Origin of the sequence: Pseudonocardia sp. DSM 110487, assembly GCF_019468565.1 — a bacterium.
Classification (GTDB): domain Bacteria; phylum Actinomycetota; class Actinomycetes; order Mycobacteriales; family Pseudonocardiaceae; genus Pseudonocardia.
Genome location: NZ_CP080521.1, coordinates 4,687,197 through 4,707,530 on the forward strand (window position 1 = coordinate 4,687,197; position 20,334 = coordinate 4,707,530).

The window sequence follows — 20,334 nt, forward strand, 5'->3', positions numbered from 1 at the left end:
TCAGTGGTCCCGGCGCGCCCGGGCGGTAGCCGGCTGCCGCGCGATCTCGGCGAGCACCTGGCGGCCGAGCTCGTCGTCGGGTGTGTTGAGGTGAGCGGTGCTCGTGAAGTGGTTGTGCCCGGCCAGGCGCAGGACGGCGGGCCACCGCCCGTGCCGGCGGGTGTAGGCGTCGACCAGGGCGGCCGCCTGCCGCTGCGCCGCGGGCGGGTCGAACTCGGCGACGACGTAGAGGACCGGCACCGGGCAGTCGAGGAGCCCGCGCAGCGGGGACAGGTCGGCGTAGCGGCCGGGGTCGTCACCGTAGTAGGGCCGCAGCCGGTCGTGGTCGAAGCTCGGGAGGTCGTAGGCGCCGGAGAGCAGGCTCGCGCTCGCGACCCCCGGTCCGCCCGGGTGCTGGAACTCCGGACCGGCGAGGTAAGACGCCGCGTGCACCGCACCCGCGGACGTCCCCATCAGGTGGACTCGGCCGGGATCGCCCCCGAGCGCGTCGATGTTCGTGCGCACCCAGCCGAGGGCAGCCGCCACGTCCTCAGGGCCTGCCGGCCAACCGAACTCCGGGGCGAGCCGGTAGGTCATCGTGATGCCGACCAGGTTCCGGCGTACCGCCCAGACGGCGACGTTGTCGTGGTACGGGCTGCCGGGCCGGTTCTTGTCGCCACCGACGAAGCCGCCCCCGTGCACGAAGACGACCACGGGCCGCGGCCGTCCGGATCCGGAGTTCACCGACCGGAAGAGGTCCAGGCGCTGGCGCGGGTGCGACCCGTAGGCGATGTCCCGGTCCACCTGGATGCCCACGTAGGGCGCGCGTTCGTGGAACGGCGCGTACATCGTGTGCGAGGCCACGAGCACCTGCTGCGAGACCTCCGCGCCGAGGTCTGCGATGCGCCGTGCGAGCGCCCGGATGTCGAACGCCGGGCGCTGTCGGGACGCGGTGGTCAGTCCGCGGCCGGCATCCATTCGACCTCCCGGCCGTCCTCCGTCGGATACACCCGCCGGGCCGGCGGTGCGTCGGGCTGTCCAGTGACCGGCATGGCACCCACCTCGACGGTCGCCCGCGACCTCGGCCGCCGCTCGCGGTCGGGCCATCTGAACCAGTCCCGGGCGTTGTCGTGGAAGACCTTGGCGTGCCACGACGGGGGGAGCCGCTGCGCGATGTCGTCGACGGCGTCGGTGTTCCAGTGCGGGTAGCCCGAGGCGAAGCACAGGAGGTCCGGCGCGCCACCGAACGCGTCGAGGAGCTTCACCACGCGTTCGGCTCCGTCGGGTTCGGCCGGGCGGTCGATCGGCCAAGTGCCGACCCGCACGTGCTCGCGGAAGTAGTCGCTGGGAAGGCGGCGGACCCACGGCACCTCGCGCCGTAGCCCGCGCCAGTTGACGTCGAGGCGGAAGAACAGGCCCGGTATCCAGGCCGCGCCCACCCCGGAGACGAACAGCCGCAGGTCCGGGTACTTCTCGAACACGCCCTGCACGATCATGCTCTGGACGTGGGTCATGATCGGGCTGAACGCGAGCGCGGACAGCTCCCCGAATGTCGCAGGCAGGCCGCCTGCCGTGGGGTGGGTCAGCGTGTCGGCGCCCACGTCGCCGCCCGCGTGCAGCACGACCGGTAGGTCCATCTCGGCCGCCGCCTCGTAGATGGGGTGGTACGCCGGGTGGCCGAACGGCTTGTTGAGGCCGTTGGCGGCCATCAGCACTCCGACCATCCGGTCGTGGGCGCCGGCGCGGCGTACCTCCGCGGCGCCGTCCTCCGGCGTCTGGTTGGGCACCAGCACGAAGCCGAAGAGGCGCTCGTCGGCGGCGAACCACTGCTCGGTCGTCCAGTCGTTGATGGCGCTGGCGATCGCGCTCGCCCGGTAGGTGTTCGGGACCCCGGGCACGAACATCCCCCGGTCGTGGCTCAGCACCGCCCGCTCCACGCGACCGCTCCCCAGGAGCTGTTCGACCAGCAGCCCGGGATCCGAGCCCGCCTGCCTGCCGTCCGGTTCGGCCGACGGCAGGTAGTCGCCCGTCGGGTGCCGGTAGGGCGCGGCGGGCAGGATCGGCATCGCTCCGGCCCCGCCGGGCAGGGTTCCCGGCACGCCGATGTGCTCCCGCCAGCCGGCCGACATGAAGTCGGTCACCTCGAGCTGCGACTGCCAGTGGTGGTGCACGCACACGTCGATGACGGGGCCTCGGTAGCGCTCGTCCGCGGCCATGTCAGCCCCTCCCCAGGTGGATCAGGACGCGGCCGTCGTCGACGTGGACCGGGTAGGCCCGGACCCGGTACCCGGGACATGTCGACTCGCCGGTGCGCAGCGAGAACTCCCAGCGGTGCCAGGGACACAGGACCACCGGCTCCGCCGCATCCGCGTCGACCTCGACGCCGTCGGGGGTGAGCCGGCTCGACAAGGCGACCTGCAGGAACCCCTCGGAGAGCAGTGCGGCCTGGTGGGGGCAGCGGCTGCGCACCGCGAAGATCTCGGTGCCCCACCGGCACACGGCGATCTCGATCCCGCCCGCGTGCACGTGCCGCATCGTGCGGTCCGGGAAGTCCTCCTCGGCGCCGATGTCGACCGAGCCCATCACGCCGACCCCCCGGCGGCGATGGGCTCGGTCACCGGCGCCAGCCGCAGGACGGCGCGCGCGTTCTCGTGGAAGACCTTCGGCAACCAGTCCCGCGGCAGGCGTCGCGCGACGTAGAACGGATCATCGGCGTCCCAGTGCGGATAGTCGCTGGAGAAGCAGAGCACGTCCTCCATACCGCCGAGCGCCTCGAACAGGTCGATCAGCTGGCTCCTGCGCGGGGTCAGCTCGAACGGCTGGGTGCTGAGCTTGACGTGACGGCGGAAGTAGTCGCTCGGCCGCTGCCGCACCCAGTCGCTCTCGGCGCGCAGCTCCCGGTAGTGGGCATCGAGCCGCCAGAGGAAGTTCGGCACCCAGGCGACGCCGGTCTCGAGCACGAGCACCTTGAGCCGCGGAAACTTCTCGAACGTCCCCTGGGTCACGAAGCTGGCGAGGTGGGTGAGCGTCGGCTGCTGCAGCAGGGTGTGCCACTCCAGCCGTGAGTTCGGCACGCCGCCCGCAGCGGTGTGGGCCAGTCCGCCTTCCGTCTCGCCGGCGGCGCCGTGGATGGCGATCGGTAGTCCTGCCTCCTCCGCGGCCCGGTAGATGGGGTCGTAGACGGGATGCCCGAGCGGCTTGCCGAAGGCGTTCCAGGAGAACAGGACGGCCGTCACTCCGAGATTGCCGGCCATCCGCCGGATCTCGCCCGCGGCCTCGTCGGGCAGCTCGGCCGGGACGACGACGGTCGTCCGCAGCCGGGAGTCACGGGGCAGCCAGGTCTCCACGACCCAGTCGTTCATCGCTCGCGCGATGGCCGCGCCGAGTTCGGGGTTGCGCTGGGCGACCTCGTGGCCGATGTCGAACGACAGGTTCGCCACCTCGATGGGATAGGGGTCCAGGTGCTGGCTGCGCATCAGCTCGTACGAGGTCCCCAACCCGTCGTCGGGGAGCGCCTCCAGTCGCTTGTTGACCCCCCGCTGGAACGGGTAGCTGAGTCCGGCGGGCATGAGCGCGGCACGGGGACCGCCGGTGCGGGCGCGGACGTAGTCGCGCCACCGCCGAGGAAGCCGGTCCACCAGCTCCTCGGCGGAACGCCACCGCTGGTGGACGTCCACGTCGATGATCGGCCCGTCGTACACCGGCACCTGCCTCGTCACACCGGTCCCTTCGTACTGGGAATGCCGGTAGCAGTGTGGCCGCCCTCATAATTCATGAAAAGCATGACTAACTAGACTGGGAGCCAAGTATTACTATCTTTGCGTGCGGTTCACGCTGCGGCAGCTGGAGTACTTCGTGGCCGCTGCCGAGACCGGCACGCTCACGGGGGCGGCTGCCCGCTGCCACGTGTCACATGCCGGGATCGCGCTCGCCGTCACCGACCTCGAACGGGCCCTCGGCGTCCAGCTCCTGCTCCGCCGCAAGGCGAAGGGCGTCACGCTCACGCCGGCCGGCCAGCGCGTACTGGCGGACGCGCGGGCGTTGCTGGGGCAGGCGGAGGAACTCCAGTCCACCGCGGAGTCGAGCGGTGGACAGCTCGCGGGCCGGTTGCGCATGGGCTGCTACACGGTGCTGGCGCCGTTCTTCGTCCCGTCGTTCCTGGACACCTTCGCCGCCGAGCACCCGCTGCTCCGACTCGACGTCGTCGAGGACGCGCAGCCCGAGCTGCAGCGTCTGCTCCTCGATGGTGCGATCGAGGTCGCCCTCCTCTACGACCGCGGCTTGCACCCCGACATCGACCACCTGCTCGTCAAGCGACTGCACCCCTACGTGCTGCTCGCGGCGGATCACCGGCTGGCCCGGAACCCGCAGGTGAGCCTCGCGGACCTCGCCGACGAGCCGTTGATCAGGCTCGACCTGCCGCCGATGACGCAGGGTTCGGAGGTGCTCGCCGCCGGCCGGGGCACGGGGGCTGCGGCGTGGTACCGCACGCCCAACCTCGAGCTGGTGCGCTGCCTGGTCGGCCGTGGCCTCGGCTACGCCGTGCTCGTCCAGCATCCGCTGAGCGAGGTCACCTACGACGGGCGCAGGGTCGCCGCACTCCCGATCGCCGACGAGGTGCCGGACGTCTCCGTGGTGCTCGCCCACCCGCGCGGTGCGCAGCTCACCCGGCGCGCCGAGGCGCTCGGCCAGTTCTCCAGGGACATCCTGTCGGTCGCGGACCACGTCTGAGCGGCCGCGCGACAGGGTGCGTCCCGCTGGTCTCGTAGGGCCCGCGCCACCGGGTAGGGCCGGGCCGGCGCTACTGCGATGTAGGTATCAACCTTCACTAACCTCGACGCGTCTGACGTCTCTGCCCGCGTCATTTGACTGCATTTTCCTGGGCGGGGAGCCGACTGGGCAGGTCGGGAGCGCTACTGAGCCGGACAGAACATGTCTAACCATTGACCACATCTGTGGTCCTGTGGCTTACTGGCCCCCGGCCCGCCGACGACAACGGAGTCGCCCGATGCCACTGGATCACCCACCTCGCGGACGCCGTGCCGTCTGCCTCGCCATCGCCGCGGTCGTGTCAGTGCTCCTCGCCGGTTGTAGCGCCGCCGCCCCGGCGAGCGGCGGAGAGCTGGACCTGGTTCCGCTGAAGCGGGGCGCCGAGCAGGAGCGAGAGCTGCGGCAGCTGTACGACGCCGCGATCGAGTCCGGAGAGACCGACGTCTCCGTCTACGCCGGGCATCACGACGAGTTCGCCGAGATCTACGAAAGCTTCGAGACCCGGTTCCCCGGTCTGACGATCAGTCCGGAGGTGTACACGGGAGCGGCGCTGCAAACGGCCCTGGAGTCCGAGCGAACGTCCGGGCGCCACGTGGCCGACGTGATCTCGAACCCCAATGCCGACCGCTACGCCGAGCAGGGCTTCGTCGAGCCCTACCAGGTCGTCACGTTCGCCATGCCGGAGTGGTCGGAGGGAAGGATCAGCCCTGATCAGCTCCGGGCCGCCGATCACACCTACTACTCGCCCGCGGCGTTGATGTTCTCCGCGTCCTACAACACGCAGAAGTTGACGCAGTCGGAGCTCCCGACGTCCTGGGCGGCGCTGGCGGGTCCCGAATGGCACGGCAAGATCGTCTTCATGGACCCGTCGGTTCCCGGGGGGACGAACACGGTCCTGACCATCCTGCTGAACGCAGGGGTCGTCGATCAGGCATGGCTCGATGCGGTCGGACGCAACGCCAAGATCGTCGCTCAGGATCAGCTCGCCCTGCAGTCCATTAGCTCCGGGGAGTTCCCCTTCCAGCCGTTGTCGGCGACGACGTCCATCGTGCTGGCGCAGAAGAAGGGCGCGCCGGTGGACGCGTACTTCTACGACGTCGGCAACGTCATCGCGACCGAGAAGTGGATGCTCGCCGCCGATGCACCGTCGGCCGCCGCGGGCAAGCTCTTCCTGAACTACCTCCACACAGTGGAAGTGCAGCGAGCGGTGCTGGAGGCGGGCAACTTCCCGATCAACCAGGATTCCTCGCTCACCTCGCCGCACGGGTGGCCGACCCTGGCCGACGTCGATTTCGTGCCGCTGCCGGCACTGTCGGTGGTCCGGCAGAAGTCGACGGAGTTCGGCCCACTCTTCAAGCGGCTCACCGCGGGTTGACCGCACAGCACCGACTCACGCCGGGCGGTGGCCGGAAAGGAATTCACATTGGTTGACGAGCGTCAATTCGAGGACCGGAACACAGTGGGCTCCGGAACGGTCCGCGAAGCGTCCGTGATGGATCGCCTTCGTGAACTCGAACGGCAGGTCGACGAGTTGCGGTCGGTTCAGGAGATCACCGACCTGCAGAGCACGTATGTGCGCAACCTGGCCGATCGCGACTGGACGGCGGTCGCCGAGGCCTATACCGACGACGCAGTGTGCGATATCCGCATGCACGGCGTGCACGTGGGGCGCGAGGCCATCGAGGAGATGTTCCGGTCCGAGCTGGAGAACGTCGTCACGACCAGGGACGGCTACGTCCTGTGCTCGCCGTCCATCCGGGTCGACGGCGACCTGGCGCACGGTGAATGGACCTGGATCCGGCTGCAGTGCGAGTTCCGCACGGCGTTCGGCCTGATGCGCGTGTGGGGGCCGTGGTCCGAGGGCCGGTACAAGTGCGAGTACGCCCGGGTGGACGGGCGCTGGAAGATCAAGTCGCTGTGGTTCCGGGTCATTCGCCCCGATTCCGACGAGGAGCTCATCGCGATGTCCGAGGACCAGGTCATAGGCGGCGGGTATGCGTCGGTCGAAAGGCGATAGCAGCGCCCACGACCACGGGCGGGGGAACTCGATCCGAGGAATTCTGCGCAATCCGCAGTGGCTCGTCGCGGCGGTGTGCGCCGTGTGCTTCGTGGGGCCGGCACTGATGGTCGTGCTCGGCGCCTTCAAGGTCTCGGCCTTCGGGGGCGGCGAGTGGTCCGCGGCGATGTTCGGTGAGGTCGTCACCTCGGAGCGCACCCGCGACGTCGTGGTGCAGACGATCGCGATGGGCCTCGCCGTCGTCGTCATCTCGACCGTGCTGGCCGCGGCCTTCGCGGCGATCTACACGAAGACCGACACCCCGCTGCGCGGCGCCATCCCGGTCATCATGTTCGTGGTGGTCGCCACCCCGGGGCTGTTCTTCGCCATCGCATGGGGGCTGCTGGGGAACGAGCAGGTCGGGCTGGTCAACACGCTCCTCGGAGCGGCCTTCGGTGACGGTGCGCGGGTGGTGAACGCCGAGTCGTGGTGGGGGGTCGTCCTGGTCTCCTCGCTGCGGCTGACGGCGCTGCAGTTCTTCCTGCTGCTCGGACCGTTCCTCGCCGTGGACCGCTCGCTGCACGAGGCTGCGCGGACCAGCGGCGCGGGGCCGGTGCGCGCCTTCTTCCAGATCGAGGTCCCGGTGCTGGCACCGGCGATCACCGGGGCGGTGATCCTCGGTTTCGTCCTCTTCCTCGAGTCCTTCGACGCGCCGCAGGTGCTGGGCGTCCCGGCCGGGATCTTCGTCATCCCCACCGAGATCTATGCCTACCTCTCGAACTCGACCGGACCGCAGTTCGCGCACGCCAGCTCGATATCGGTGCTCCTGATGGTGGTGCTACTCCTACTGGTGGTGCTCCAGGTGAAGGTCCTGGGCCGGCGGTCCTTCGTCACGGTCGGTGGCAAGGAAGCGCGCGCGACACGCGGTGAGACCGGAAACGCCAGATGGCTCTTCAGCGCGCTGATCCTGATCTTCTTCCTGGTGGCGATCGCGCTTCCGATGTTCCAGCTGGCGAGGGTGTCGCTGTCCCCGTTTCTCGGTGCGACCTCAGGATTCTCGCTCGACAACTACCGGGAGGTCCTCACCCGACCACGGATGCTGAACGCGTACCTGAACACCGCGGTGGTCGCGGTGTTCGGTGGCCTGCTGGCCGTGCTGGCGGCGACGGCCTTCGCATGGGCGGCCCGGTTCAAAGCCGGGAAGCTGGCCCGGTTCATCGAGTTCAGCCAGTGGCTGGGCCTGGCTATGCCGGGCCTCATCCTGGCACTCGGTGTCCTCTGGCTGTTCCTCGGCGTCGGCTTCCTGACCGGGTTCTACGGCACCCCGGTCATCATGGTGTTCGCGCTGTTCGTCGCGGTGATCCCGATCGCAGGCCGTGCGACTGGCCCTGCCATGGCGCAGATTCCCCGCTCGCTGGAGGAGGCCGCGTGGGTGTCGGGGGCTTCCAAGCCGCGAGCGGCGTGGGACGTCGTGGCCAAGCTGATGCTGCCGAGTCTGCTGAGCGGCTGGGTGCTGTGCTTCGTCGTGATCTGCGGAATTCTCTCGGTCCCCTTGCTGCTCTCGGCACCGCGTAGCAACTACGTGGCCAAGGAGATCTACAGCCGCTACGTCGAGGGCAACGCGCCATCGGCGGCAGCGGTGGCGCTGACTGTGCTGCTCGGCTTCCTCGTCGTCGCCCTGGTCGGGTGGGGCGCCCGCTACCTGATCACGAGAACCACCTCCCCGGGGCGGGCCGGCGAGGCCGCTTCCGTGCGCTCCGAGCCGGCGGCGGACGTCCTGATCACGACGCCCGCCCGGAACACCGTGGAGCACGGGCGAGCCCGCGAGCGGGAGGGGATCACCTGATGCAGACAACGAAGGGGAGGCACGAACATGGGCGGAATCGTTGTCGACGGGCTCGCGAAGCTGTTCCAGTCGACCGTTGCGGTCCAGGATGTCGACCTGGACATCGCCGAGGGCAGCCTGGTCACCCTGCTCGGCCCCAGTGGCTGCGGGAAGACGACGACGCTGCGTTGTGTCGCCGGTCTGGAAACGCCGACATCAGGCCGTATCCAGGTCGGCGGCGCGACGGTTGTCGACATCACCGCCAGGAAGGTCGTGCCCACCCACAAGCGAAAAGTGGGAATGGTGTTCCAGAGCTATGCGCTCTGGCCCCATCTGACGGTCGCGAGCAACGTGGCCTATCCACTGAGACGCCGGAAGGTGCCGCGCGCGGACATCGGGCCGCAGGTCACGGACACCTTGAAGGCGGTCGGGATGGAGGAGCACGGCGACCGCTACCCGCACGAGCTGTCCGGTGGTCAGCAGCAGCGGGTCGCGCTGGCGCGCGGTCTCGTCTCGGCGGGCGAGGTGATGCTGTTCGACGAGCCGCTGTCGAACCTGGACGCCCGGCTGCGGTTGTCGATGCGCGCGGAGATCCGGCGCTTGCACGACAAGTTCGGGCACACCGCCATCTACGTCACCCATGACCAGGAGGAGGCACTCGCGATCTCGGACCGGGTCGTCATCATGAACGCAGGGCACATCGAGCAGGTCGGACTTCCGCGCGAGGTCTACGACCGTCCCCTGAACCGGTTCGTGGCCGACTTCGTTGGCTTCGAGAACGTCTTCGAGTGCCGCGCGGTGGAGTCGACCGATTCTGGGCCGATCGCGGTCTGCGAGGGCGGGCTCCGGGTACCGCTCCGGCAGGAGACCGAGGGACTGATACCCGGTGCCGCGATCGCGTTCCGAGGGCGCAGGGCCGAGCGCGCTCGGCCGGACGACCCGCGGACGGCCGTCACGGCTCGCGGCCGGGTCGTGGTGGCCATGTACTCCGGGGAAGCCCAGCGCTTGATCGTCGAGATCGCAGACGGCACGCAGGTGACACTCGAGGTGCCGGTGCCACGGCATTCCGATTCCGACCGGACCACTGTCGGAGAGCTCATCGACTTCTCGGTGCCGTTACCGGACGTGGTCGTCCTGTCGTCGAACCGGTCAGGAGAAGGGTGGGAAGACTACCCCCACCATGTGACCGGCGAACCCATCGCGATCTAGTCGGCGGGAGTGACAACATGAGGGATCTCGGCTACCACGTGATTACTCGCGACGGTGTCGATCCGACCACGGCGCCCGGAAAGCCGCCGCTGCCCCCGATCGACCACGTGCGCTTCGACATCGACGGGCTGTGCGTCGACCGCAACATCCCCGTGCGGTTGCGCGACGGCACCACGATCTACCTGGACCTGTACCGCCCGCAGTCGGCGAACGCCGCACTCCCCGTCCTGCTGGCATGGGGGCCGTACGGAAAGCACTTCCAGTCCAGCAGGCTCTGGCCCGGAGCGGATGTGGAGGACGGCTGGATCTCCGAACTCACGGGATTCGAGAGCCCGGACCCGGTCTACTGGTGCGGTCATGGCTACGCCGTCGCCTACGTGGATCCGCGTGGACTCTGGCGGTCCGAAGGAACGTACCCCCACAACGGGCCACAGGAAGCCGAGGACGTCTACGACACGATCGAGTGGCTCGGGGCGGCGGAGTGGTCCAACGGCAGGGTCGGCATGCTCGGCGTCTCCTATCTGGCGGGCATTCAGTACCTGGCCGCGAGTGTGCACCCGCCGTCGCTGAGAGCGATCAGTCCGTGGGAGTGCTTCGCCGACTGGTATCGAGAGCTCGCCTATCACGGCGGTATTCCGGAGACGGGCTTCCTGCCTCGCGTGTCGAGCAACGTCAGCTACTCGCTGTACCGCACGGAGGACACGTACGCCAACATCAAGGCGCGTCCGTTGATGCACGACTACTACCGGGACAAGTACGGCGAACTGACCCGGATCACGGTGCCGGCGTACGTGGTGGCCAGCTGGAGCGACCACGGCCTTCATTCGCGGGGCACGCTGGAGGTGTTCGAGCGGATCTCGTCGGAACAGAAATGGCTGGAGATGCACGGACAGAAGAAGTGGCGTCACTTCTACCAGCCCGAGAGCGTACAACGGCAGCGGGCGTTCTTCGACCATTTCCTGCTCGACCGGGAGACGGAGCTGGAGTCCTGGCCGAGGGTGCGCATGGAGATCCGTGACCGGCCCGGGCGGTTCGAGGTCCGCGACGACCTGGCGTGGCCGGTGCCGCAGACGTGGGCCGGCCGGCTGCATCTCGACGTCGGGCGCGGCGCGTTGGTCCCGGAGCCGCCGGTGGAGCGGTCCGCCGCGACCTTCGACCCGCGCACGGAGCAGTTCGACGCTTCCGTCGTCTTCTCCGAGGACACCACTGTCGTCGGACCGATGAGGCTGCGGCTGTGGCTGTCGGTGGACGACGGCGACGACGCGGACGTCTTCGTGGCGCTGCGGAAGTTCGACCGCGACGGCACCGAGGTGCGCTTTCCCTTCAATGCGTTGTTCGACGACGGCCCGGTGGCCCTGGGCTGGCTGCGCGCCAGCCACCGGGAGCTGGATGAGAAGGCGTCGACGCAGCTGCGGCCGGTGCACCCGCACGAGCGGGAGGAACCGCTCGTTCCGGGCCGGCCGGTACCGCTGGACATCGAGCTGTGGCCGTCCGGAACTCTGTTCCACTCGGGAGAACGGCTCACGGTCACGCTGTTGGGCCGGGACTTCGTGTCTCGTCCGCCCATTCCGAATACCCCGGTGCTCCGGCACGAGGACCTTCGGAACAAGGGGAGCTGGACGATCCACTCGGGTGGCGAGCACGACAGCCTGCTCTGTATGGCCCGCGTGCCACTGCGGACGTGACAGGAGCTCGCCGATAGGATTTGGTCGTGTCGTTGTCGTTCGAAGGTGGCGCAATGCGTTCTGTCAGCGAATCCGCAGTCGAGCCTCCGGCCGACGGCGACCGCGAGACGGATATTCTCCCGCGGCGGAGCTCCGTGCACGACCGGTTTCTCCATTTCGTCGACGTGGCCCTGCGCAAGGCGCGCCCGGCAGCCGGCGAGATCGACCCGATGGTCATCAAGTTGAGCCTGCTGCTGCGCAAGGTCGCCCAACTGATGAGCGACGACGCGAACTGGATGGTGCATCGGCCGGCCGGCTGGACCCAGGCGAGCTACCGGATATGTTTCACGCTCTGGGTCTCCGGTCCGATGCCACCGCACAAGGTCGCCGAATCCACGAACATGAGCCGGGCCAGCATCTCGGCGGGAATGAAGAGGATCTTCGAGGCCGGGTTGATCACCAAGGAGCCGCACAAGGATGATCTTCGCTCGACGGTCCTGAAGCTGACCGACAAAGGTAGGGATGCGGTCGAGAGCACCTACCTGGCGCATCTCGGGCTCGAGACGAACTGGTTCGGCCCGCTGACCGACACCGAACGGCTCGTGCTCTTCATGCTCTTGGAGAAGATGCTGGCCGGCGAGGAAGCCGACAAGGCGGACAGCCGGCGGTAACGCGGGTGGACGTCCGGAGATCACAGCCGGTCCGCCTCGCGTCGCTGGGTGGCGGTCAGCGGTAGTCGGCGGACACCTGGTGGTTGTCCCCCGTGCGAGCTACCCGCGAGTGTCCACCGTGCGGTGACGATTCCGGGGCGTCGAGTCCATAGCGTTCTCGACGTTGCCGCGGTGCCCCGGCCGCGGAATCTCGCAGGGGGAGTCGTCATGCGATTGTTGAAGCAGCTCGTGCCTGTCGCGGCGGTCGCGTTCGTCGGCGGCCAGGCCCTCGGTGCGGTAGCGGGGAACGCGCTTCTGACCCTGGTCCTCGGTGTCATGACGGCCGTGCTTGCGGTGGTCACGTACGCCTGGACGGTGCGGTGGTCCGAGCGCCGCGCGGCGGTGGAAGTGGCAGCGAGTGGTGCCATCGCCCGCATCGGTCTGGGGACGCTGATCGGTGTCGGGTGGTGCGCGGCCGTCATCATCAACATCGCCTTTCTCGGCGGCTACCGGGTCGACGGCTTCGGTTCGGCGGCGGGCCCGGTCGGGCTGTTCGGCTTCATGGCCGCCGCCGCCGTGACGGAAGAGTTGCTGTTCCGCGGCATCCTGTTCCGGATCGTCGAGGAACGCGCGGGAACGTGGATAGCGCTGATGCTGACGGGCCTGCTGTTCGGCCTCTCGCACCTGTTCAACCCGCACGCCAGCCTGTGGGGCGCCATCGCCATCGCAATCGAGGCCGGCGCCACGCTCGCCGCCGCCTATGCCGCCACCCGCACCCTGTGGGTGCCGATCGGCCTGCACTTCGGCTGGAACTTCGCACTGGCCGGCATCTTCGGCGCCGAGGTCTCCGGCAACGGTGAGACGGAAGGGCTGCTGAACGGCGTGACCTCGGGCCCGGCCCTGCTCACCGGCGGTCAGTTCGGACCGGAGGGGAGCCCGTACACGGTTGTGTTCGGCGTGGTGCTGACGATCGTGTTCCTGTGGCTGGCCCGCCGGCGCGGCCGCATGGTGCCCCGTCGCCGGCGCGCCGCCGGGGCCGGCGCGATCGCTACGGTTTCCGAGTGATCGATCTTCGGCGGGTCCCGGACCTGTGGCGGCGATTGGACGTCACGGTCCGGGATCTCCCGCTTGCGCTGCTGCTCGTCGTCGTGTCGTTCCTGCCGGCGCTCTACGGGCACGAGACGCAGGTCGGCGACCTGCCGGCTCGTCCCTTCGACGCGCTGGCCGCCGTGGCGCTCGCCCTGGAGTGCCTCCCGCTCGCCGTGCGCCGACGGTGGCCGGCCGCTTGTCTCGCCCTGGTGTCGCTCGGCTTCACCATCGCCGAGCTCGGCAGCTACCACATGGTCGCGGGCACCGCTCTGCCCATCGCGCTGCTGAGCGCGGGCGCCCATCTGGAACGCCACCGGCGCGCCACCGCGGTCCTGCTCTCCGCGGCGTATGTGGTGCTGGCGATCGCGCTCGACCAGCTCGGAGCACCCGAGCGAACGGACGGGTTCGTGGTGTTCTACGTGGGTCTCGTCGTCGCGTGGGGCATCGGTGCGTGGCTGCGCTCCACCCGTGCCGTCGAGGCCGAACGGCGCCGCCGCGTCGCCGAGGCCACCCGCGCCGCCGAACGCACCCGCATCGCTCGCGAACTCCACGACATCGTGACCCACCACGTGACGGCGATGGTCGTGCAGGCGGAGGCGGCTCGTTATCTGACCGCCGCACCCGATCGCCTCGACGAGACCCTGACCGCCGTTGCCGACACCGGCCGGCGGGCCATCTCCGACCTGCGGCACCTGCTCGACGTGATCGGCCCCGACCCTGCGACCGACGGCAGGGCGCCGTCGGTCGGCGAGCTTCACGCGCTCGTGGAGCAGACGCGCCAGGCCGGGCAGCCGGTGGAGTTCACCGAGGAGGGCAGGCCCGCGGAGTCGGCAGGCAGCGCCGAGCTCGTGGCCTATCGGGTCGTGCAGGAGGCCCTGACGAACGCCCTCAAGTACGCTCACGGCAGCCGCACCGTGGTCGGCGTGCACTACGGCGAGGGGGAGATCTCCGTGGAGGTCGGCACCGACGGTTCCGGCTCGCGGAGCGGGTCTCCCGGCGGGAGCGGGCGGGGCCTCGTCGGGCTTCGCGACCGGGTCGACGCCCTGGGCGGCGAGTTCAGCGCGGGCCGGCGGGCGAGCGGTGGCTTCGTCGTGCGGGCACGCATCCCCGCGGGGAGCCCGTTGTCGTGACCGCACCGGTCCGGGTCCTGGTCTGCGACGACCAGGCGCTGATCCGCACCGGGTTCACGACGATCATCGATGCCCAGCCCGACCTCGAGGCTGTGGGCGAGTGCGGGGACGGGCGCGCCGCGGTCGACCTCGCCCGCCGGCTACGGCCGGACGTGGTGGTGATGGACGTACGGATGCCGGTGCTCGACGGCATCGAGGCGACCCGCCTGCTGGCCGGTGCCGGGGTGGCGCATCCGGTCAAGGTGCTCGTGGTGACGACGTTCAACCTGGACGAGTACGTGTACGAGGCGCTCCGCGCGGGGGCGAGCGGGTTCCTGCTCAAGGACGCCCCACCGGCGCAGCTGATGCAGGGCATCCGCACCGTCGCCACCGGTGCCGCGCTGCTGGCGCCCGAGGTGACGCGGCAGCTCGTCGGCAAGTACGCGGCGCGGATCCGTCCCGCTGAGGACACACCGGACGAGGACGCGCTGACCCCGCGCGAACTGGAGGTACTGCGCCTCATCGCGGCCGGCCTGTCCAACAGCGAGATCGCCGCGACGCTGATGATCAGCCACGAGACCGTCAAGACGTACGTGTCGCGCATCCTGACCAAGCTCGGCCTGCGTGACCGCGTTCAGGCGGTGGTCTACGCCTACCGCAGGGGCCTGGTGACGTGAGACCTCCGCCGACCTGGCCGGGCCACCGATGGAGGAGTGCGTCGGTGCACGATTGTCAACGGCCGGTGGAGCCGTCGATCTGCTCGCGGAGGATGTCGGCGTGGCCGGCGTGCCGGCCGGTCTCCTCGATCATGTGCACGAGGACCCACCGCATCGACGGTGCCCGTCCCCGGCGCGGGGGGCGCGGGGCGGGAAGCGTCAGGTCCGGGCAGGCTTCGATGACCTGGTTCGCGCGCTCGGTGGCGTCCCGGTAACCGGCGAGCAGACCGTCGACCGTCTCCTCGGGAGACGGCTGCATGGTGACGCCCCAGTCGTCGACGTGTTCGCCGAGGAAGTAGAACCGCTCGACGTGCGTCAGGTGCTTGACCAGCCCCAGGAGGTTGGTCCCTGAGGGCACCCCGGCGGTGCGGGCCTGCGGTTCCGGCACACCCGCAGCCTTGTCCGCGATCGAGATCCGCAGGTAGTCGAGGAATCCCAGCAGGGTGGCCTTCTCGTCGGCTCCGGTCTGCGGGGGTCCGGTGTCCTTGCGTGGCATCAGTCGCTCCGATCCGCGGCGGTTCGCCGGATGAGCAGGACGTTGTCGGTGACGGTGGCGGTCTCGCCTGCCGGTCCGACGGCCTGCCGGCGTGGCATGTCGGCGCGGACGACGGACCACTGTCCGGGGTGGAGATCGAGGCCGGCGGCGATCTCACCGGGTGTGGGGTAGTGGGTGTCGGGGTCCTGGTTCCAGGACCACGGCGCGGTGGAGCCGTGGTCGACGACCAGGAGCAGACCGCCGGGGCGCAGGGCCCGCGCGGCGCTGCGCAGCACTCGGCTGCGGGGGAGCGGGAACGGGGTGTGGAGGTACTGCGCGGAGACGAGGTCGAAGTCTCCGCGCGGGAAGCTCCGGGCCAGATCGTGCTGTTCGGCGGCGACCCGGCTTCCGACGCCGAGATCGCGGGCTCGCGCACGCACCCGTTCGACGGCGGTGCCGGAGATGTCCACGGCGGTGACTTGCCAGCCGTGCCGGGCGAGCCAGATGGTGTCACCGCCGGCACCGCAGCCCAGGTCCAGCGCGGCGCCGGGGGGCAGTGGCTCGGCGGTCTCGACGAGCAGCGGGTTGGCGCGCTCGCCCCCGGCGAGCCGGGTGCCGTAGTGCCGCTCCCAGAACAGCTCGGCGTCGTCGCGAGAAGTCATCGGGCAGCTCCGTCGGCGAGGAACGCCAGCAGCTCGGCGGTGACGAACGCCGGGTTCTCCTCCGGCAGCCAGTGGCCCGCTCCGGGCACCTCGACGGCCCGGGTGATGCGGGACATGCGGGGTTCGACCGTGGACCGCGTGAACGGGAGCAGGCCCTCGGCGGTCATGAGCATCGTCGGCACGGTGATCGGCGCGGCGGCCACGTTGTCGGCCTCGTCCCGCTCCAGCGTCCGGTACAGGTCGAACCCGCCGGTGAGGACCTGGGGACGACGGTAGGTACGGGCGAACTCGTCGATCTGCTGGTCGGTGAACGGGGACGTCGCGCCGGTTCCGCCGAAGCTCTTCCCCCCGTGGGCGACGTACGCGAAGAACAACGCGAGGTACTCGCGCACGTCGTCGGCCACGATCGTCTCCGGGAACGTGTCCTGGTCGTGGAAGGCGAGGTGCCAGCTCAGCGATCGGTACGCGTCGGCGCTGAGGCCAGGACCCGGGAGCGGATAGTCCAGGTGGGCGTACCTGATGACCTCGTCCGGGTACTGCGCGGCGTACTGGAACCCGACACCGGCGCCGAGGTCGTGCCCGACGAGGTTGACGGCGCGCAGGCCGAGCTCGTCGGCGAGCAGACCGTGGACGAACCGGGCGAGGGTGGCCTTGTCGTGGCCGGGCGGTGCTCCCTCGCTGTCCCCGAGCCCCGGCAGGTCCAGTGCGTACACCGTGTACCGATCGGCGAGTGCCGGCATGATCTCGCGCCACGCGTACCAGGACTGCGGCCACCCGTGCAGCAGGACGAGCGGCTCCCCGGTCCCGCCGGTGACGTAGTGCATCCGCACGCCGTCGACATCGGCCGTCTCGTGGCGGAATCGGCCGTTGAAATCGGCGTCGTCGCGGGTCGCGGAGTCGAAGGCCGGAGCCGTCGGACCGGCGGCCGGTCGGCTCGGCGTCTCTCCCGTCGTGCACGCCGTCGCCAATGCGACAACGGCCAGGGCCATCACCGCGCCGCGCAACCACCGCGATCCGACTGTTGTGACCATCAGGTGTCACCTCCGCGGCCAGGATCGCCGCCGTGATTTCGTTCTTGCAAGACAAGTTGCGGATCCGCATGATGGGGCGCCATGGGCAGCGCCGAAGGAGACGTTCTCGCCGGAGTCGGGCCGCGCTTGCGCACCCTGCGCCGGGCGCGGGGCATCACGTTGGCCGACCTGGCCGTCGAGACCGGCCTCACGGCAAGCACCCTGTCGCGCCTCGAGAACGGGAAGCTCCGCCCCACGCTGGAGCAGCTGCTGCCGCTGGCGCGGGCGCACGGCGTCCCGCTCGACGAGCTGGTCGCGGCGCCGCCCACCGGCGACCCGCGCATCCACCTGCGGCCCGTGCGGAGATCCGGGCTGACGGTGGTTCCGCTGACCAGACGAGCCGGGGGTGTCCAGGCTTACAAGGTGGTCTATCCGCCCGCCGGCCGAGCCCCCACGCAGGACCTGCAGACCCACGACGGCTACGAATGGTTCTACGTCCTCAACGGCCACATCCGGTTCGTGCTCGGCGAGCAGGACCTCCGGCTCGGCCCGGGTGAGGCCGCCGAGTTCGACACCCGCATTCCGCACTGGATCGGCAGCGCCGACAGCCAGCCCGCGGAACTGCTCACCCTGTTCGGCCCTCAGGGAGAGCGCGCCCACCTGTCGCCGTCCGAAGCCCGACCATCCCGGTGACCGCTCCGGGGGCTCAGCCTCCGAAGACCTGCGTCTCGGGTCGTCGCGGGTCGTGCGGGGCCCAGCCAGGGGCCCCGGTGGCAGCGAACGCAACCCAGGCGCCGTGCATCCGGGCGGCGAGCCCGGCCGGCGCGGCGGCGGGGCCGAGCAGGCCGGTGTCGCCGTGCAGCCACGGCTCGTCGGCGAGGTCGAAGACGAACGGCAGCTCGACGGTGTGGGTGGCGCCGAGCCGCCCGTCCAGGGCCGTGGAGCGGTGGGCGAACGAGTAGACGTGGGTGCGCCCGCCGGAGATCCGCGCGTGTGCGTCGGCCATGCGCGCCGTCCCGGCACCGAACAGGGCCTCCCCGAGCACCGCGGAGCGCAGCTCGCCCGGCGTTGCGTCCGGCCGCGCCGCCCGGTGCGCGGCGACGAGGGCCTCGGGGTCGTCGTGCACCTGCGCGGCGAGGGCGAGGAGGTCCGCCTCCGTGGAGGGTTCGAGGCGGCCCTGCGGCACCAGGTACAGGTGCCCCTCCTCGGTGTTGGTGCCGATCAGCAGGTCGACGTCGGCTGCCGGCCCGTCGGCGAGTGCGTCGGCGGGCTGGACCGGGAGCACCAGGCTGAACGGGCTGAGCCCGACCAGCGGATCCGTGGCGTCGGCGGTGCGCAGGTCGAGGCCGGCGAGCGCGGGCAGGACCTCGAGGAAGCGCTCGTCCGGCACCGCGACGAACGCCTTGGCGGTCGGCTCGACGCCGAGGGCGGCGGCCGCCGCCGCGGTGACGCGCCGCGCCTGTTCGGGGGTGAAGGCGCCGGTGCCGCTGCCGCTCTGCATGATCGCCCGCGGGAACAGGCCCTTGGCGTCGGGTGTGGCGAGCAGCGCGCCGGTGAGGGTGGCGCCCGCGGACTGGCCGAAGACCGTGACGGTGTCCGGGTCGCCGCCGAACGCTGGGATGGTGTCTCGCACCCAGCGCAGGGCGGCGAGCACGTCGAGCAGGCCGCGGTTGGCCGGCGCGCCCTCCAGATCGAGGAAGCCGGGGATGCCGAGGCGGTAGTTGAGGGTCACGAGGACGACGCCGTCGCGGGCGAAGGCGCTGCCGTCGTAGAGGGCGGCGCGCGTGGAGCCGGTGACGAAGCCGCCTCCGTGCACGAAGACCATGACCGGCCGCTTGCCGTCGTCCGCGGCCGGCGTGCGGACGTCGACGGTGAGGTACTCCTCGCCGCGCGCCCAGCCGGGCCCGAAGTAGGGGCTCATGTCGAGCCGGCCGAAGTCGCGGGCCGGCTGCGGGGCCGTCGGCGACGCCCGGGTGCCGTCGCGGACGCCGGACCAGCCGGGGTGCGGCGCGGGCGGGGCGAAGCGGCCGGCGCCGGCTGGGGCCGCCGCGTAGGGGATGGCGCGGTAGAGCTCGCCGAACCGGTCGCGGACGCCGCGCACGGCGCCCGCCGGGGTCGCGACGACCGGATCTGCCTGCTGGGGCACGGGAAACGTCTCCTCTCCGTGGTGGGGGTCAGGCGATGCGGGAGAAGCCCGCCCACTGCTTGATCGCGAACCGCGATCCGTTGCGTTCGATCTCCGCGGCACCCTGGCCACCGAGGTGGGCGGGGAAGACGAGTGCGTTCTCCTCGGCGGCCCGGCCGAGCAGCTCGTGCCGGGTCGCGCGGGACTGGGCCGGGTCCTCGCAGAAGCAGGAGTTGGTCGCGGGCTCCACGAGCTGCAGGGCCGTGTGCACGAGGTCGCCGACGAACAGGGCCCGGTCGCCGCCGGACTCGAGGACCAGCACGGACGAGCCGGGGGTGTGCCCCGGTGCGAGCTCGAGCCGCAGGTTCCGATCGATCCGGTGCGCTCCGTCCCACAGCTGCGTCAGCCCGGCCTCGTGCACCGGGGCGACGCTGTCCTCGAACACGTTCTGGTTGCCGCGCCCGAGCACGGGCTGGTGGTCGCCCGCGGGGTCCCAGAACTCGAAGTCCCGCCGCGGCATCAGGTAGGTCGCGTTCGGGAAGGCCGGGACCCAGGTGCGACCCTCGAGGCGGGTGTTCCAGCCGACGTGGTCGATGTGCAGGTGGGTGTTGACCACGATGTCGACGTCCTCGGGCCGTACGCCAGCAGCCGCCAGGTTGTCGAGGAAGTCCGTGTCCAGTCGGCTCCAGACCGGCGCGTAGGGCCGGTCCTTGTGGTTGCCGACGCCCGTGTCCACCAGGATCGTCCGGCCCTCGCTGCGCAGCAGCCAGGTCTGGATCGCCACGTGGACCTCGTCCTCGTCGGGGTTCCAGAAGTCCGGCGCCAGCCAGCCGCGGTCCTCGTCCCACGAGCCCTCGGGGCTGTCCGGGAAGAACTGCGCCGGGCTCATCCCGCACGAGCCGTAGTACTCCTTGATCCTGGTGACGGTGACGTCTCCCAAGGTGATCTGGTCCATGCCACCGAGCCTGGAGACGCGGGCCTGCACGGACCACTCCCGCGTTGTCCTACCCCTCACAGGGTGTGGCCGAGCCCGGCCACCAACCGGACACTGGGGA

At 70.4% G+C, this 20,334-nt stretch carries 20 protein-coding genes; 11 read left to right on the top strand and 9 right to left on the bottom strand.

From position 1 onward, the window contains the following. The 4 genes from K1T35_RS21840 to K1T35_RS21855 are packed head-to-tail and all read right to left on the bottom strand — an operon-like array spanning position 1 to position 3,698. Positions 1-957, bottom strand: coding sequence for an alpha/beta hydrolase (locus K1T35_RS21840; protein WP_220261965.1), 957 nt, complete (start codon positions 955-957; stop codon positions 1-3). After that, positions 936-2,195, bottom strand: coding sequence for an amidohydrolase family protein (locus tag K1T35_RS21845; protein ID WP_220261966.1), 1,260 nt, complete (start codon positions 2,193-2,195; stop codon positions 936-938). Before K1T35_RS21845 ends, K1T35_RS21840 begins: the two co-directional genes overlap by 22 nt. Before the next feature lies 1 nt (position 2,196). Further along, positions 2,197-2,562, bottom strand: coding sequence for a Rieske 2Fe-2S domain-containing protein (locus tag K1T35_RS21850; protein WP_220261967.1), 366 nt, complete (start codon positions 2,560-2,562; stop codon positions 2,197-2,199). Beyond that, positions 2,562-3,698: an amidohydrolase family protein gene (locus tag K1T35_RS21855; RefSeq protein WP_220261968.1), complete on the bottom strand. Its 1,137-nt coding sequence runs from the start codon at positions 3,696-3,698 to the stop codon at positions 2,562-2,564. Before K1T35_RS21855 ends, K1T35_RS21850 begins: the two co-directional genes overlap by 1 nt. Positions 3,699-3,801: 103 nt before the next feature. Here K1T35_RS21855 and K1T35_RS21860 point away from each other — a divergent pair, with 103 nt between their 5' ends. The 10 genes from K1T35_RS21860 to K1T35_RS21905 all read left to right on the top strand — a co-directional run bounded on the left by K1T35_RS21860 (position 3,802) and on the right by K1T35_RS21905 (position 14,968). Next, positions 3,802-4,710, top strand: coding sequence for a LysR substrate-binding domain-containing protein (locus K1T35_RS21860; protein WP_220261969.1), 909 nt, complete (start codon positions 3,802-3,804; stop codon positions 4,708-4,710). A 277-nt stretch (positions 4,711-4,987) separates the two neighbouring features. Further along, positions 4,988-6,124 (top strand): ABC transporter substrate-binding protein, encoded by a 1,137-nt coding sequence (locus tag K1T35_RS21865; RefSeq protein ID WP_220261970.1) that lies wholly within the window; start codon positions 4,988-4,990, stop codon positions 6,122-6,124. A gap of 117 nt (positions 6,125-6,241) precedes the next feature. Continuing rightward, positions 6,242-6,766 carry a nuclear transport factor 2 family protein gene (locus K1T35_RS21870; RefSeq protein ID WP_220261971.1) on the top strand — a complete coding sequence of 175 codons (525 nt, stop codon included), beginning with the start codon at positions 6,242-6,244 and terminating at the stop codon, positions 6,764-6,766. An 82-nt stretch (positions 6,767-6,848) separates the two neighbouring features. Further along, complete coding sequence (locus K1T35_RS21875) at positions 6,849-8,591, top strand: iron ABC transporter permease (RefSeq protein ID WP_220261972.1); 1,743 nt, start codon at positions 6,849-6,851, stop codon at positions 8,589-8,591. A gap of 27 nt (positions 8,592-8,618) precedes the next feature. After that, positions 8,619-9,779: an ABC transporter ATP-binding protein gene (locus K1T35_RS21880; RefSeq protein ID WP_220261973.1), complete on the top strand. Its 1,161-nt coding sequence runs from the start codon at positions 8,619-8,621 to the stop codon at positions 9,777-9,779. A 17-nt stretch (positions 9,780-9,796) separates the two neighbouring features. Beyond that, positions 9,797-11,464: a CocE/NonD family hydrolase gene (locus K1T35_RS21885; RefSeq protein ID WP_220261974.1), complete on the top strand. Its 1,668-nt coding sequence runs from the start codon at positions 9,797-9,799 to the stop codon at positions 11,462-11,464. A gap of 26 nt (positions 11,465-11,490) precedes the next feature. Further along, positions 11,491-12,114, top strand: coding sequence for a MarR family winged helix-turn-helix transcriptional regulator (locus K1T35_RS21890; protein WP_220261975.1), 624 nt, complete (start codon positions 11,491-11,493; stop codon positions 12,112-12,114). Positions 12,115-12,321: 207 nt separating this feature from the next. Then, positions 12,322-13,158, top strand: a complete 837-nt coding sequence (locus tag K1T35_RS21895; protein WP_220262750.1) for a CPBP family intramembrane glutamic endopeptidase — start codon at positions 12,322-12,324, stop codon at positions 13,156-13,158. After that, on the top strand, positions 13,155-14,312 hold the full coding sequence (locus tag K1T35_RS21900) for a sensor histidine kinase (RefSeq protein WP_220261976.1): 1,158 nt from the start codon (positions 13,155-13,157) through the stop codon (positions 14,310-14,312). The genes K1T35_RS21895 and K1T35_RS21900 overlap by 4 nt, the downstream gene beginning before the upstream one ends. Continuing rightward, positions 14,309-14,968, top strand: coding sequence for a response regulator transcription factor (locus tag K1T35_RS21905; protein WP_220261977.1), 660 nt, complete (start codon positions 14,309-14,311; stop codon positions 14,966-14,968). The genes K1T35_RS21900 and K1T35_RS21905 overlap by 4 nt, the downstream gene beginning before the upstream one ends. 55 nt (positions 14,969-15,023) lie before the next feature. On the opposite strand, the gene K1T35_RS21910 is transcribed toward K1T35_RS21905, so the two are convergent. Genes K1T35_RS21910 through K1T35_RS21920 form a run of 3 tightly spaced genes read right to left on the bottom strand, consistent with a single transcriptional unit; the run spans position 15,024 to position 17,175 of the window. After that, positions 15,024-15,503 (bottom strand): DinB family protein, encoded by a 480-nt coding sequence (locus K1T35_RS21910; protein ID WP_220261978.1) that lies wholly within the window; start codon positions 15,501-15,503, stop codon positions 15,024-15,026. Continuing rightward, complete coding sequence (locus K1T35_RS21915) at positions 15,503-16,144, bottom strand: bifunctional 2-polyprenyl-6-hydroxyphenol methylase/3-demethylubiquinol 3-O-methyltransferase UbiG (protein WP_220261979.1); 642 nt, start codon at positions 16,142-16,144, stop codon at positions 15,503-15,505. Before K1T35_RS21915 ends, K1T35_RS21910 begins: the two co-directional genes overlap by 1 nt. After that, complete coding sequence (locus K1T35_RS21920) at positions 16,141-17,175, bottom strand: alpha/beta fold hydrolase (protein WP_220261980.1); 1,035 nt, start codon at positions 17,173-17,175, stop codon at positions 16,141-16,143. The genes K1T35_RS21915 and K1T35_RS21920 overlap by 4 nt, the downstream gene beginning before the upstream one ends. Before the next feature lie 81 nt (positions 17,176-17,256). Between K1T35_RS21920 and K1T35_RS21925 the strand changes: the two genes are divergently transcribed. After that, positions 17,257-17,847 carry a helix-turn-helix domain-containing protein gene (locus tag K1T35_RS21925; RefSeq protein ID WP_220261981.1) on the top strand — a complete coding sequence of 197 codons (591 nt, stop codon included), beginning with the start codon at positions 17,257-17,259 and terminating at the stop codon, positions 17,845-17,847. A gap of 13 nt (positions 17,848-17,860) precedes the next feature. Here the strand turns inward: K1T35_RS21925 and K1T35_RS21930 are convergent, their stop codons facing one another. Beyond that, the gene (locus tag K1T35_RS21930; RefSeq protein ID WP_220261982.1) at positions 17,861-19,300 is read right to left on the bottom strand and encodes a carboxylesterase/lipase family protein; all 1,440 of its coding nucleotides are present in this window, start codon (positions 19,298-19,300) and stop codon (positions 17,861-17,863) included. Between the two features lie 28 nt (positions 19,301-19,328). Further along, positions 19,329-20,234 (bottom strand): MBL fold metallo-hydrolase, encoded by a 906-nt coding sequence (locus tag K1T35_RS21935; RefSeq protein ID WP_220261983.1) that lies wholly within the window; start codon positions 20,232-20,234, stop codon positions 19,329-19,331. Positions 20,235-20,334 lie beyond the last annotated feature (100 nt).

What these genes read in the sequence shown, in the direction of transcription:
- K1T35_RS21840 (WP_220261965.1), bottom strand. Translation starts at nt 957, where the DNA reads ATGGATGCCGGCCGCGGACTGACCACCGCGTCCCGACAGCGCCCGGCG.
- K1T35_RS21845 (WP_220261966.1), bottom strand. Translation starts at nt 2,195, where the DNA reads ATGGCCGCGGACGAGCGCTACCGAGGCCCCGTCATCGACGTGTGCGTG.
- K1T35_RS21850 (WP_220261967.1), bottom strand. Translation starts at nt 2,562, where the DNA reads ATGGGCTCGGTCGACATCGGCGCCGAGGAGGACTTCCCGGACCGCACG.
- K1T35_RS21865 (WP_220261970.1), top strand. Translation starts at nt 4,988, where the DNA reads ATGCCACTGGATCACCCACCTCGCGGACGCCGTGCCGTCTGCCTCGCC.
- K1T35_RS21870 (WP_220261971.1), top strand. Translation starts at nt 6,242, where the DNA reads ATGGATCGCCTTCGTGAACTCGAACGGCAGGTCGACGAGTTGCGGTCG.
- K1T35_RS21880 (WP_220261973.1), top strand. Translation starts at nt 8,619, where the DNA reads ATGGGCGGAATCGTTGTCGACGGGCTCGCGAAGCTGTTCCAGTCGACC.
- K1T35_RS21885 (WP_220261974.1), top strand. Translation starts at nt 9,797, where the DNA reads ATGAGGGATCTCGGCTACCACGTGATTACTCGCGACGGTGTCGATCCG.
- K1T35_RS21895 (WP_220262750.1), top strand. Translation starts at nt 12,322, where the DNA reads ATGCGATTGTTGAAGCAGCTCGTGCCTGTCGCGGCGGTCGCGTTCGTC.
- K1T35_RS21910 (WP_220261978.1), bottom strand. Translation starts at nt 15,503, where the DNA reads ATGCCACGCAAGGACACCGGACCCCCGCAGACCGGAGCCGACGAGAAG.
- K1T35_RS21915 (WP_220261979.1), bottom strand. Translation starts at nt 16,144, where the DNA reads ATGACTTCTCGCGACGACGCCGAGCTGTTCTGGGAGCGGCACTACGGC.
- K1T35_RS21920 (WP_220261980.1), bottom strand. Translation starts at nt 17,175, where the DNA reads ATGGTCACAACAGTCGGATCGCGGTGGTTGCGCGGCGCGGTGATGGCC.
- K1T35_RS21925 (WP_220261981.1), top strand. Translation starts at nt 17,257, where the DNA reads ATGGGCAGCGCCGAAGGAGACGTTCTCGCCGGAGTCGGGCCGCGCTTG.
- K1T35_RS21935 (WP_220261983.1), bottom strand. Translation starts at nt 20,234, where the DNA reads ATGGACCAGATCACCTTGGGAGACGTCACCGTCACCAGGATCAAGGAG.